An 11,843-nucleotide genomic window follows, 5' to 3' on the forward strand; every position below is an offset into this window, starting at 1 on the left:
ATGGGTCTATGCTGCCCGCCCCCGTTGCGAACGGTCAGGCGGAAATGATGGACAAGCTGAAACCCGATCCCTCGCTGCTGCACCGCATGCGCATGTTCGCGGGCCTGGACGCCCAGGCCCTGCGCGCGGTAACGGCGCAAGGCCAGGCGCGGCTGGTGCCCAAGGGCAGCACAGTGTTCAAGCAGGGCGACCCGGCCACCACCTGCCACGCCCTGATCGACGGCCGCATCAAGATCCAGCACGCCAGCCCCGACGGTCAGCAGATGGTGGTGCAGTTCGTCGGGCCGGGTGAAATGTATGGCACGCTGGCCATGTTCCTCTCTGGCTATCCCGGCGATGCCCTGGCCGTGACTGACAGTGTGGAATTGGTCTGGACGGTGGAGACGATGAAGGCGCTGATGCTGGCCCACCCGCAGATCGCCATGAATACCATGGCGATGCTGGGGGACCGGCTGGAGGACTTGCAGACCCGCGTGCGGCAATTGTCGACGCAGCGTGTGGAGCGACGCGTCGCCTATGCCTTGCTGCGCCTGGCCCGGCAGGCCGGGCGGGAGGTGTCAACAGGGGTGGAGATCAGCTTCCCCCTGACCCGCCAGGATCTGGCGGAAATGACGGGCACCACGCTGCATACGGTCAGCCGCATCCTGTCAGCCTGGGAAACAAACGGTATCACGGCGGGTGGGCGGCAGCAGATCGTGGTGGTCAAGCCAGACACGCTGGTTGCCATCGCTGAAGACCTGCCATTGCCACCCTGATCCCTACTCGGCCAGGATGGACAGCGGCCCTTCGGCCGCGTCGATCAGGGGATCGGGCCGGGAAAATGCCGTCAGCTGCTCCCGATCCTCAATCAGCAGTCGGTTGCCCTGAACCGACAGTCCATGCGCGCGCAGGGTGGAGAAGGCGCGGGAAAGGTTTTCCGCCGTCATCCCCAGACGCGATGCCAGGGTACGTTTGTCGAAGGGCAGCACCACTTCGTCCTTCGTCGCAGCAAGACCAAGCACATAGCAGCCCAGCCGCTGCACCCCGGTGCGCAGTTTCAGATCCTTGATCTGCCGGACCAGCCGGCGAAAATACTGGGCGAGCTCCGCCATCACCGGCGCCGACAGGCCTGGGTCGGCAGCGACCGCCCGGCGAAATGGCCCCGTCTCCAGCAACAGGATGCGGGCTGGCGACAGGGTGCGGGCAGACATCAGATAGGGAGCATCGGTCAGTGCGGCAGCCAGGATGAAGCTGTCGACCGGAAACAAGGTTTCCACGACGGCTTCATTATCGTCCTGGTCGCGGGCGAACAGTTCGACCGCTCCTTCCAGCAGGATCATCAGGAAGTCGGCATGATCACCTTCCCGGAACAGCAGGGTGCCGCGTGGATATCGCTGCAACGATCCGCGCGACACCAGGGCAGCCAACTGCACCTCCGTCACTGACCGGAACATGGGTAGGCTGCGGATCAGGGGCAGATCATCAGGTTTCATTGTCGGCACGCTGAATAGGCGGTCAATCGGATTGGGCGACAGGAATTGATTAAAATCAAGACATGCCATGGCAAAGTAAGCATAGCGCTTTGGTAAGGCACTGCCCCTGTCCGCGTCAACATGAACCCTGTCCTGTACAAATAGCCCTTGTTGCCTATTAAAGCCTATCCCTTGTTTCCGGTCAGATCAGAAGCCAAAGGTCGTGTGTGGCGACACGCCGGCATGGCGCGGGAACAGGACATTGTTTTCAAGATGCACATGCTCCTCCGCTTCCTGGGTGAAGTGTTGCAGCGTGCTGTACAGTGCCCGCCAAGTCGCGCAGGCCCGCACCGGCGGCGTGAAATCCCGGGTCAGCGCCCGCATCTGATGCAGTTGTCGGGCGAACGTCTCGTGTTCCTCCGCCATGCAGGCGATGGGTGCGGCAATGAAGGGCGATCCGCCGGAAAGCACCAAGGGGAACAGCACCTTTTCCTCCTTCTGCATATGCTCCTCCAACTCCTCCGACACCTGACGCAGCAGGGTGTTCAGACCTTTGGGGCAGTCCGGATGCTGGCCATGCACACTTTCCACCTTCTGCGACAGGAACAACAGCTCTTCCAGTTCACGGCGGTGGCCGGCGTGGAACCGTTCCAGCAGCAGGGCGATAAGGGCGGTATCGGGCAGGGTTGCCGGAACCTCGCCGCCCTCCGCTGCCCGGTCCATCAGCTCACGCAGCAGCCCGTCAGGGTCCAGATCGCGGGCCGTGGCGGCATCGGCCAGCGACTGGCCGCCCCCGCAACAGAAATCGATGCCATGGCGGCGAAAAATGGCGGTGGCGCCGGGATAGGTGGCGGCGAACAGCGAAACCGGTTGCGTCAGCGAGGACATGGGTTGGTCTCGGCCATGGTGTGACAGGAAGGGGGAAGGCTCAGCCGCCACAACGGCCGCCGCAGCAGCCGCCGTCACGGACGGGCAGGTCCGCGAAGGACACACGGGTCATGCCGGGTGCCGGGAACAGGCCCTGCAGCCGGTTCAGCAATTTCTCTGCCACCAGGGTGTCCGGGCATTCATCAATGGCGCAGATGACGGAACCATCCGCCTGTTCACCGGGGACGCCATCGGATGGCAGCAGGCTGTGCGCGGAATCGCGGCGGAAATGGACGATCTCGGTCTTCATGGGCGAACCTTTTTCAGCCTCGGGATGGATCAAAGCGACCGCATGCCAACAGAAAGGCCCCTGCCCGGTCGTTGCGCTGGGGCAAAGAGCGGGATGAAAAGCGGGAAACCCGTCGCCTCGATTTTCAGCGACCCCGGGAAAAGCCGTTTCCTTCCCGCTCTTTGCGGCTGCGCAAAGAAGCGTGCCCCTGACCGCGCTACCGATGGGACGACGGAATTGACCGAAGTTGACTGACCGAATTGATCGAGGTCAAATACAGTATCGGCCGGTCTGTAATAAAGCTTCGTTCAGATATCAGATAAGGCTATTGACAAATGTCAAATCAACGCTTGTCATTTTTAAATTACCTTGGATCTCCGAATATTATGTTCGGAGTCGCGCTGATTCTTTTGTCTATTTTTTTGGTATGTGGTGATTCTTTTGCAAAAGAGCCTCGCGTCGATAACTATTTATCCAAGGTCAAGCCCTCTGATCTCTTTCCAGAGGGCGAACGCTTCGGAACCCGCAGTGACAAGGCGCCGGCATTCCCCGTCTTCAAGGGGGAAACGCTGCTGGGCTTTGCCTATCTGACGTCGGATTTTGTGGACACCACAGGCTATTCCGGTCGGCCCATCGATGTGATGGTGGGATTGACGCCAGACGGCGTGATCAAGGGTGCCAGGCTAGTCGATCACCACGAGCCGATCGTGCTGGTCGGCATTCCTGTTGCCAAGGTACAGGCCTTTATTGACGGCTATGTCGGACGCCACGTCTTCGATCCCGCGCTGACCAACGGGGCCAAGCCGCCGGTCGACATCGTGTCGGGGGCCACCGTCACGGTGATGGTGATCGGTGACAGCCTGCTGCGGTCGGGCCGCAAATTGTCCCAGGCGCTGACGGGCGCGACGGAGACGGCCAATGCCGCCCCTGCCCGCCGGATTGATGAAAACCGACGCGACATCGCGGCATGGGAGACGCTGATCGGTGACGGTTCCGTTCGCCGGCTGGTACTGACCGTCGGCGATGTCAACGCGGCCTTTGCGAAATCCGGTAACGCCGCGGCCGCGGCCCGCCCGGAACCTGGTCCTGATGACGAGACCTTCATCGAGCTTTATGCCGGTCTCGTCACCATCCCCACCGTCGGCCGCAGCCTGCTGGGCGACACAGAGTTTGAGGCTTTGCGCGCCCGGCTGAAACCGGGGCAGCAGGCCCTGCTGATTGCCGCCCGCGGGCGCTATTCCTTCAAGGGATCGGGCTATGTGCGCGGCGGCATCTTTGACCGGGTCGAGTTGATCCAGGGCGAGGCGGGCACCCGCTTCCGTGACAAGAACCATAAGCGGTTGGGCGCACTGGCCGCTGACGGTGCCCCGGACCTGCCCGAGATCGGCCTGTTCACCGTACCGGACAATATGGTGTTCGATCCGGCACAGCCCTGGCGCCTGCAACTGCTGGTGCAGCGGGCCACGGCGGCGCTGGAGAAAAGTTTCGTCACCTTCGATCTGGGCTACATTCCACCCGAAATCTATCTGACCAATGCGCCACAGGCCTCCGCCGCAGCCGCAGTCCCCATCAGCACCGAGGTAGAGGCCGCGCAGGACGTGCCGCTGTGGCAGCGGGTCTGGAACAACCGCCGCGTCGATATCGTGCTGACGGCACTGGCTGTGCTGGCGGTGACGGGCATCTTCTTCTTCCAGGATTTTCTGGTCCGCCGGCCGAAGCTCTATGCCCGCACCCGCATGGCCGTGCTGCTGTTCACCCTGTTCTATCTGGGCTGGTACGCCCATGCCCAGCTGTCCGTCGTCAATGTCCTGACCTTCGTGGACGCCATGCGCCACGATTTCCGCTGGGACTATTTCATGATGGATCCGCTGCTGTTCCTGCTCTGGTTCTCGGTGGCGGCATCCCTGCTGTTCTGGGGTCGGGGGGCCTTCTGTGGCTGGCTATGCCCGTTCGGCGCCCTGCAGGAACTGTCCAACAAGCTGGCCAAGAAACTACGCGTGCCGCAGATCAAGGTGCCGTTTGCCGTGCATGAACGGCTCTGGCCCCTGAAATACATGATCTTCCTGATGATTTTCGGCCTGTCGCTGCACAGCCTGTCGGATGCGGAACGGGTAGCGGAGGTGGAGCCGTTCAAGACCGCCATCATCCTGCATTTCATCCGCGACTGGTGGTTCGTGCTGTTCGCCGCTGCCCTGGTCCTGGCCGGACTGTTCATCGAACGCTTCTTCTGCCGCTATCTCTGCCCGCTGGGCGCGGCCCTGGCCATTCCCGGCCGGATGCGGATGTTCAACTGGCTGCGGCGGTATCGGGAATGCGGCAATCCCTGCCATCGCTGCGCCATTGAATGCCCGGTGCAGGCCATCCATCCCGACGGCCGCATCAATCCCAACGAATGCATTCAGTGCCTGCACTGCCAGGTTCTCTACAACCACACGCAAGTTTGTCCGGTGGTGGTGGCCCGCCTGAAGAAGGCGGAACGCCAGGCCGCCGTCATGACCTCCGATCCGCGGCGGGCCAAGTATCCCGTGCCGCCCACCGCCGAGTGATCCCTCCTTCTCATCCCCCCGCCTGCTGGCGGGGCAACCACGGAGCTGTAACAATGTCGGAAAAGAACGAGACTATGCAGGGGCTGAACCGCCGCGCCCTGTTGGGGGGAACCGCCAGGGCCGCGACGCTGGCGGGCCTGGGGGCGGCCATGGGTGGGGCTGCCGTGGGTGGCAGCTTGCTGGCACCCGGTACGGCCGATGCCGCCACGGCGGGCAAGCAGAGTATCGAGGTCAAGCCCGGCGATCTGGATGAATATTACGTGTTCCATTCCGGCGGTCAGTCCGGCGAAATCCGCATCATGGGCATCCCGTCCATGCGCGAATTGATGCGCATCCCGGTGTTCAATCGCTGCTCGGCCACCGGCTGGGGGCTGACGAACGAAAGCCGGAAGATCCTGACCGAAGGTCTGCTGCCGGAAACGAAGAAGTTTCTGGAGAAGCGGGGCGGCAGCTACCTGAATGGTGACCTGCACCATCCGCACATGTCGTTCACCGACGGCACCTATGACGGTCGCTACCTGTTCTGCAACGACAAGGCCAATACCCGCGTCGCCCGTGTGCGTTGCGACATCATGAAGGTGGACAAGGTCATCGAGATTCCCAACGCTGCCGCCATCCACGGCCTGCGCCTGCAGAAATTCCCCCGTACCGGCTATATCTACGCCAATGGCGAGCAGCGCGTGCCGACGCCCAATGACGGGCACAACATGGCCGATACCAAGAAGTATCGGTCGCATTTCACCGCCATCGACGGCGATACCATGAAGATCGCCTGGCAGGTCTGGGTGGATGGCAACCTTGATAATACGGAGTCCGACTATCATGGCAAATATGCCATGTCCACCTGCTACAATTCGGAAGAAGGGGTGACGCTGGCGGAGATGACGGCCAACGAGCAGGACTGGCTGGTCGTTTTCAACATCAAGCGAATTGAAGCGGCGGTGAAGGCCGGCAAGGCCCAGATCATCAACGGCGTGCCCGTGGTGGATGGCCGCAAGGGTTCGCCTTTCACCCGCTACATCCCCGTGCCCAACAGCCCGCACGGCATCAACATGGCGCCCGACGGCATCCATGCCACGGCCAATGGCAAGCTGTCGCCCACGGCCACCGTCTTCGACGTGCGCAAGTTCGACGATCTGTTTGACGACAAAATCAAGCCGCGGGATGCCGTCGTGGCCGAACCGCAATTGGGCCTGGGGCCCCTGCACACGGCCTATGACGGCCGCGGCAACGCCTACACTACCCTGTTCCTGGACAGCCAGGTGGTGAAGTGGAACATCGATGCCGCCAAGCGCGCCTACAAGGGCGAGAAAGTGTCGCCTGTCATCCAGAAGCTGGATGTGCATTACCAGCCGGGCCATCTGCATTCCTCCATGGGCCAGACCAAGGAAGCCGACGGCAAATGGCTGATGGTGCTGAACAAATTCTCCAAGGACCGGTTCCTGAATGTCGGTCCGCTGAAGCCGGAGAATGACCAGCTGATCGACATTTCCGGTGACGAAATGAAGCTGGTCCATGACGGCCCGACATTTGCGGAGCCGCATGACACGCTGATCGTCCACCGGTCCAAGGTGAATCCCCGCAACACCTATGACCGTGCCGATCCGATGTTCGCCGATGCGGTGAAGCAGGCCAAGGCCGACGGGGTGACGCTGGAATCCGATGCCAAAATCATCCGCGACGGCAACAAGGTCCGCGTCTACATGTATTCGTCGGCCCCGGCCTTCGCGCTGGAGGAATTCAACGTCCGCCAGGGTGATGAGGTTACGGTCTTCGTCACCAATATCGATGATGTGGATGACCTGACCCACGGTTTCACCCTGACCAACCATGGCATCGCCATGGAGATCGGGCCGCAGCAGACCTCCTCGGTCACCTTCACGGCCGACCGGCCGGGCGTCTACTGGTACTATTGCCAGTGGTTCTGCCACGCGCTGCACATGGAAATGGGCGGCCGCATGATCGTCGAGCCGAAGAGCGCCTGACCGACGCTTTCCGGCCCCGACGCCCCGTTCCCGCCCACTACCCCCGGACGGGAACGGGGATTATTTCGTCAGCAGGATCAATCCCTTGCTTCAACGTCTCTTCCTTCTGTTGCTGACCGGCCTGTTGGCACTGCCGGCTGCGGCGACCACCGTCGCGGTGACACCTGGCGGGTTGGCCGCGGCCTTGGCGCAGGCCAAGCCGGGTGACACCCTGCGTCTGCTGCCAGGCCTTCATCCGGGGCCGGTGCGGGTCGAGGTGCCGGTCACCCTGACGGCCGAACCCGGTGCCATCATTGATGGCGGTGGTCAGGGTAACAGTCTGACCGTCGCGGCCCCCGGCGTGACCCTGCGCGGCCTGGATGTGCGCAATTCGGGCGCCAGCCTGTTCGACCAGAATACCGGTATCTTCCTAAGCAAGACCGCTACCGGTGCCGTGGTGGAAGGCAACCGCCTGACCGGCAATCTGATCGGCATCTATGCCTGGGGGGCGGTCGATGCGCAGATCCGCGACAACCATGTCAGCGGTCGCACGGACCTGCGCCTGTCGGAACGCGGCAACGGCATTCAGCTGTGGAACGCACCGGGATCACATGTGGTCGGAAATTGGGTCGATGGCGGGCGTGACGGCATCTTTGTCACCACCTCCCACCATAACCTGTTCCAGAACAACCACTTCACCAATGTCCGCTTCGCCGTCCACTATATGTACACCAACGACAGCGAGGTTTCCGGCAATGTGTCGGAGGGTAACCATGTCGGTTACGCCATCATGTATTCACAGCGCCTGAAGGTGCGCGGCAATATCTCCCGCCGGGACCGGCTGCACGGGCTGCTGCTGAACTACACCAACGGGTCGGAGATCACGGGAAACATCATCGAGGGCCGGTTCCCGCAGACCGATGACATCAAGACCATCGAGGATACGGGCGACCAGGATGTGCCCGCCAACGATCTGGACCCTACCGCCCCGCGTGATGGCACGGGCAAATGTGTCTTCATCTATAATGCCAACAAGAATGTCCTGACGGGCAACCGCTTCTCCGGCTGCGAGATCGGGGTGCATTTCACGGCCGGATCGGAACGCAACCTCATCACCGGCAATGCCTTCGTTGCCAACCGGACACAAGTCAAATATGTCGGCACCCGCGCGCTGGACTGGTCGTCGGAGGGCAAGGGCAACTACTGGAGCGACAATGCCGCCTTCGACCTGAATGGTGATGGCATCGCCGACGAGGCCTATCGTCCCAACGACGTGGTGGATCGCATCGTCTGGGCCCATCCCCAGGCCAAGCTGCTGTTGAACAGCCCCGGTATCCAGATGATCCGCTGGGCGCAGAAGCAATTCCCTGCCCTGCATCCCGGCGGTGTGGTCGACAGCGCCCCGCTGATGGCGGATCCCGTTCCCCTTCCCCTTCCCGCCTCTGCCCCCGCCCTCAAGGAGGCCCATCATGAATGACCTGCCGACGGTCTTGGCCCACGGCGTCGCCAAAAGCTATGGCGCCATCCGCGCCGTGCGCGACCTGGACCTGACCCTGATGCCCGGTGAATGCGTGGCGCTTGTCGGCCATAACGGGGCGGGCAAAAGCTCCCTGATCAAGCTGATGCTGGGTCTGACCCATCGCGATGCCGGACGATTGACGGTGCTGGGCCATGATCCCGGTGGATCGGATGCAGCCGCGATGCGCCGCCAGATCGGCTTCCTGCCGGAAAATGTCGCCCTGCATCCGGGCATGACGGGCCGGGAGTGCCTGGATTTCTATGCCCGACTGAAGGGTGTGGCCCTTGCCGGCAATGATGGGCTGCTGGCCCGTGTCGGCCTGTCGGAAGCGGCGGCGCGGCAGCGTCTGGCCACCTATTCCAAGGGCATGCGCCAGCGTCTGGGGCTGGCCCAGGCGCTGCTTGGCAATCCGCGCCTGCTGTTCCTGGATGAACCGACCACGGGTCTGGACCCGGCTTTGCGCCAGAGTTTCTATGCCCTGGTGCGGGCATTGCGCGACCAGGGGGCGACGATCCTGCTGTGCAGCCACGCCCTGACAGAACTGGAGGGACAAGCCGACCGGGTTGTGGTGATGAACCGGGGACGCAAGGTGGCCGAAGGCAGCCTTGAAACCCTGCGCACCCTGGCCGACCTGCCGCTGCGCCTGACGGTGACGCTGCACACGCCCGAACAGGCGGCCAAGCTGGCAGCAGCCCATGGCCTGCCCCTGCCAGCCGAAGGGGTGCGCCGTGTGTCGATGACCTGCGACCGGTCGCGGAAGCTGGAATTGACCCGCGCCCTGCTGGCGCGCGGCGACGCCGTGGCCGATCTGGAACTGTCCCAGCCCAGCCTGGACGAGATCTACGCCCATTTCCTGTCGCAGGAGGAGGCAGCATGAGAACCATCCTGATCATCGCGGCCAAGGAAATCCGCGACGGGCTGCGCAACCGCTGGGTTGCAGCCACCACCTTGCTGATGGCCGCCCTGGCCGTGACGCTGGCCTTTCTGGGCAGCGCACCGACGGGAACGGTCGGTGTCGGCCAGTTGGAAGTGACCATCGTCAGCCTGTCCAGCCTGACCATCTTCCTGTTGCCGCTGCTGGCCCTGCTGCTGTCCTTCGACGCCATTGTGGGGGAGATCGACCGCGGCACCATGCTGCTGCTGCTCTCCTACCCCGTTTCGCGCTGGCAGGCGCTGCTGGGCAAGTTCCTGGGCCATGTCGCCATCATCGCCTTCGCCACCGTCATCGGTTACGGCACGGCGGGGCTGGCGCTTTACCTGCTGGTGCCGGACACGGCGCGGGAAGCCTGGATGGCGTTCGCAGCCATGATCGGGTCCAGTGTGCTGTTGGGCGCCGCCTTCGTGGCCATGGGTTATCTGGCCAGCACGCTGGTGCGCGATCGCGGCACGGCCGCCGGCATCGCCGTCGCCCTCTGGCTGCTGTTCGTGCTGCTGTACGACATGGGTTTGCTGGGCCTGCTGGTGGCCACGGGCGGCCAGGGGGTGGGCGAAGGGCTGTTGAACGCCCTGCTGCTGGCCAACCCCGCCGATGCCTATCGCCTGTTCAACCTGACCGGCTTCGTCAGTGTCGGCCGCCATGCCGGCATGGCCGGGCTGGCGGCGCACGCCACCCTGCCCCCGACGGCCCTGCTGGGCGCGCTGGGCGCCTGGGTGCTGGCCCCGCTGGGGATCGCCGGCCTGCTGCTTTCACGGAGACAGATATGAAACCCCATGCCCTTGCCGCCCTGCTGCTTTGGGCCGGTCTTATGTCCGCTTGCGGGGCGGAGCAGAAGGCGGAGGCACCGCTGACCCCCGCCGCCATCACCGCCGATGCCGTGGGCCAATATTGCGGCATGAACCTTTCTGATCATCCGGGGCCAAAGGGACAGGTGCATCTGCGCAGCCGCGAAAAGCCGGTCTGGCTGTCGTCGGTGCGCGACACCTTCGCCTTTCTGATGCTGCCGGACGAGCCGAAGAATGTGCGCGGTGCCTTTGTCTCCGACATGGGCGGGGCGACCGCACCGGACGCGGCCGATCCCGACCATTGGGTCGATGCCAAACTGGCCTGGTATGTCACGGGCTCAAACGCGCCAGCCGCCATGACGGGGGCCGAGCTATATCCGTTCTCTCGCGAAGCCGATGCCCGCGCATTCGCCCAGCGCCATGGCGGCGTTGTCCGCCGCTTCGCCGATATCCGTCCGCAGGAGGTGCTGGGCGGAGACGATAACGAAATGCCCGCGGCGCCGACCATGGGTGGGGGACATCATGCCAACTGACCGCCGTCGTTTCCTGAAAATCGCCGCCGCCGCGGCCGGGGCTGTCCTGCTGGCCCCCGCCGATCCTGGCCGGGCCGGCACGGCCAATATCCGGCAGTGGCAGGGGATCGCCCTTGGCGCCGATGCCTGGCTGACCCTGACCGGTCTGGACGGGCCGGCGTCGGACCGGCTGATCGATACCTGCCTGAAGGAGGTGGCGCGCCTTGAGCGCGTGTTCAGCCTTTATCGGGCCGACAGTGCCCTGGTCCGCCTGAACCGGGAGGGGCGCCTGGATAACCCGCCGGTCGATCTGGTGCGGCTGATGCAGGAAGCGGTGATGTATGGGCACATTACCGACGGTGCCTTCGATATGACGGTCCAGCCGCTCTGGGAACTGCATGCGCAGCATTTCGCCAAGGCCGGGGCCGACCCGCTGGGTCCCCCGGCACAGGCCGTCGCCGCGCTGCGTCCGCTGGTCGATTACCGCGCGGTGACAGTGGAGGCGTCCTCTATCGCCTTCACCCGGCCGGGCATGGCCGTCACCCTGAACGGCATCGCCCAGGGCTATATAACCGACCGTATCGCCGACCTGCTGCTGAACGAAGGTATGCGCGATGTACTGGTCGATATGGGGGAAATCCGCGCCTTGGGCCGGCATCCGGACGGGCGCCCCTGGCGTGTTTCGGTGCGGCAGGGAGATGGGGCCGGTCCAGCGCTCGACCTGGACGGGGCGCTTGCCACATCTGCGACCGACGGCACCAGCTTCGATCCTGCCGGCCGCCTGGGACATGTGCTGGACCCGCGCGCGGGAACGCCGGTGCCGGGTTCGCGTCAGGTCAGTGTGCGTGCTGCCACGGCCTGCCGCGCCGACGCCTTGTCCACGGCATTCCTGTTGATGCCGACTGCCCAGGCGACTGCCCTGGCCGCCCGCCTGCCCGATGTCGGTTTGGTCATGCTTTAAAAAAGTGACCCC

The 11,843-nt window shown here is 63.8% G+C and carries 11 protein-coding genes; 8 read left to right on the forward strand and 3 right to left on the reverse strand.

What is annotated here, in order from left to right; translation table 11 throughout:
• The first annotated feature begins 8 nt into the window (after positions 1 to 8).
• A complete protein-coding gene (locus tag ACODTW_RS02025) occupies positions 9 to 755 on the forward strand; it encodes a Crp/Fnr family transcriptional regulator (protein WP_488944206.1) in 747 nt (248 codons plus the stop codon).
• Positions 756 to 758: 3 nt separating this feature from the next.
• Here ACODTW_RS02025 and ACODTW_RS02030 read toward each other — a convergent pair whose 3' ends face one another.
• The 3 genes from ACODTW_RS02030 to ACODTW_RS02040 all read right to left on the reverse strand — a co-directional run bounded on the left by ACODTW_RS02030 (position 759) and on the right by ACODTW_RS02040 (position 2,628).
• Complete coding sequence (locus tag ACODTW_RS02030; RefSeq protein WP_488944207.1) at positions 759 to 1,472, reverse strand: cyclic nucleotide-binding domain-containing protein; 714 nt, start codon at positions 1,470 to 1,472, stop codon at positions 759 to 761.
• A 186-nt stretch (positions 1,473 to 1,658) separates the two neighbouring features.
• Positions 1,659 to 2,339 (reverse strand): iron-sulfur cluster repair di-iron protein, encoded by a 681-nt coding sequence (gene ric, locus ACODTW_RS02035; protein ID WP_488944208.1) that lies wholly within the window; start codon positions 2,337 to 2,339, stop codon positions 1,659 to 1,661.
• Positions 2,340 to 2,379: 40 nt separating this feature from the next.
• Complete coding sequence (locus ACODTW_RS02040) at positions 2,380 to 2,628, reverse strand: hypothetical protein (RefSeq protein ID WP_488944209.1); 249 nt, start codon at positions 2,626 to 2,628, stop codon at positions 2,380 to 2,382.
• 581 nt (positions 2,629 to 3,209) lie between these two features.
• Here ACODTW_RS02040 and ACODTW_RS02045 point away from each other — a divergent pair.
• From ACODTW_RS02045 to ACODTW_RS02075, 7 genes are all read left to right on the forward strand, one after another.
• Positions 3,210 to 5,153, forward strand: coding sequence for a 4Fe-4S binding protein (locus ACODTW_RS02045; RefSeq protein WP_488944210.1), 1,944 nt, complete (start codon positions 3,210 to 3,212; stop codon positions 5,151 to 5,153).
• Positions 5,154 to 5,206: 53 nt separating this feature from the next.
• Positions 5,207 to 7,138: a TAT-dependent nitrous-oxide reductase gene (nosZ, locus tag ACODTW_RS02050; protein ID WP_488944211.1), complete on the forward strand. Its 1,932-nt coding sequence runs from the start codon at positions 5,207 to 5,209 to the stop codon at positions 7,136 to 7,138.
• Positions 7,139 to 7,223: 85 nt separating this feature from the next.
• A complete protein-coding gene (locus tag ACODTW_RS02055; protein WP_488944212.1) occupies positions 7,224 to 8,594 on the forward strand; it encodes a nitrous oxide reductase family maturation protein NosD in 1,371 nt (456 codons plus the stop codon).
• A complete protein-coding gene (locus tag ACODTW_RS02060; RefSeq protein WP_488944213.1) occupies positions 8,587 to 9,513 on the forward strand; it encodes an ABC transporter ATP-binding protein in 927 nt (308 codons plus the stop codon). Before ACODTW_RS02055 ends, ACODTW_RS02060 begins: the two co-directional genes overlap by 8 nt.
• On the forward strand, positions 9,510 to 10,340 hold the full coding sequence (locus tag ACODTW_RS02065) for an ABC transporter permease (protein WP_488944214.1): 831 nt from the start codon (positions 9,510 to 9,512) through the stop codon (positions 10,338 to 10,340). Before ACODTW_RS02060 ends, ACODTW_RS02065 begins: the two co-directional genes overlap by 4 nt.
• Entirely contained in the window at positions 10,337 to 10,891 is a 555-nt protein-coding gene (locus ACODTW_RS02070) for a nitrous oxide reductase accessory protein NosL (protein WP_488944215.1), read from the forward strand. Before ACODTW_RS02065 ends, ACODTW_RS02070 begins: the two co-directional genes overlap by 4 nt.
• Positions 10,881 to 11,831, forward strand: coding sequence for an FAD:protein FMN transferase (locus ACODTW_RS02075; protein ID WP_488944216.1), 951 nt, complete (start codon positions 10,881 to 10,883; stop codon positions 11,829 to 11,831). Before ACODTW_RS02070 ends, ACODTW_RS02075 begins: the two co-directional genes overlap by 11 nt.
• Positions 11,832 to 11,843 lie beyond the last annotated feature (12 nt).

Source organism: Niveispirillum sp. FG148, from assembly GCF_057809655.1.

Excerpts from the sequence above, each read along its gene's own strand:
- nosZ (WP_488944211.1), top strand. The coding sequence starts at position 5,207 with ATGTCGGAAAAGAACGAGACTATGCAGGGGCTGAACCGCCGCGCCCTG.
- ACODTW_RS02040 (WP_488944209.1), bottom strand. The coding sequence starts at position 2,628 with ATGAAGACCGAGATCGTCCATTTCCGCCGCGATTCCGCGCACAGCCTG.
- ACODTW_RS02075 (WP_488944216.1), top strand. The coding sequence starts at position 10,881 with ATGCCAACTGACCGCCGTCGTTTCCTGAAAATCGCCGCCGCCGCGGCC.
- ACODTW_RS02070 (WP_488944215.1), top strand. The coding sequence starts at position 10,337 with ATGAAACCCCATGCCCTTGCCGCCCTGCTGCTTTGGGCCGGTCTTATG.
- ACODTW_RS02025 (WP_488944206.1), top strand. The coding sequence starts at position 9 with ATGCTGCCCGCCCCCGTTGCGAACGGTCAGGCGGAAATGATGGACAAG.
- ric (WP_488944208.1), bottom strand. The coding sequence starts at position 2,339 with ATGTCCTCGCTGACGCAACCGGTTTCGCTGTTCGCCGCCACCTATCCC.
- ACODTW_RS02030 (WP_488944207.1), bottom strand. The coding sequence starts at position 1,472 with ATGAAACCTGATGATCTGCCCCTGATCCGCAGCCTACCCATGTTCCGG.
- ACODTW_RS02065 (WP_488944214.1), top strand. The coding sequence starts at position 9,510 with ATGAGAACCATCCTGATCATCGCGGCCAAGGAAATCCGCGACGGGCTG.
- ACODTW_RS02060 (WP_488944213.1), top strand. The coding sequence starts at position 8,587 with ATGAATGACCTGCCGACGGTCTTGGCCCACGGCGTCGCCAAAAGCTAT.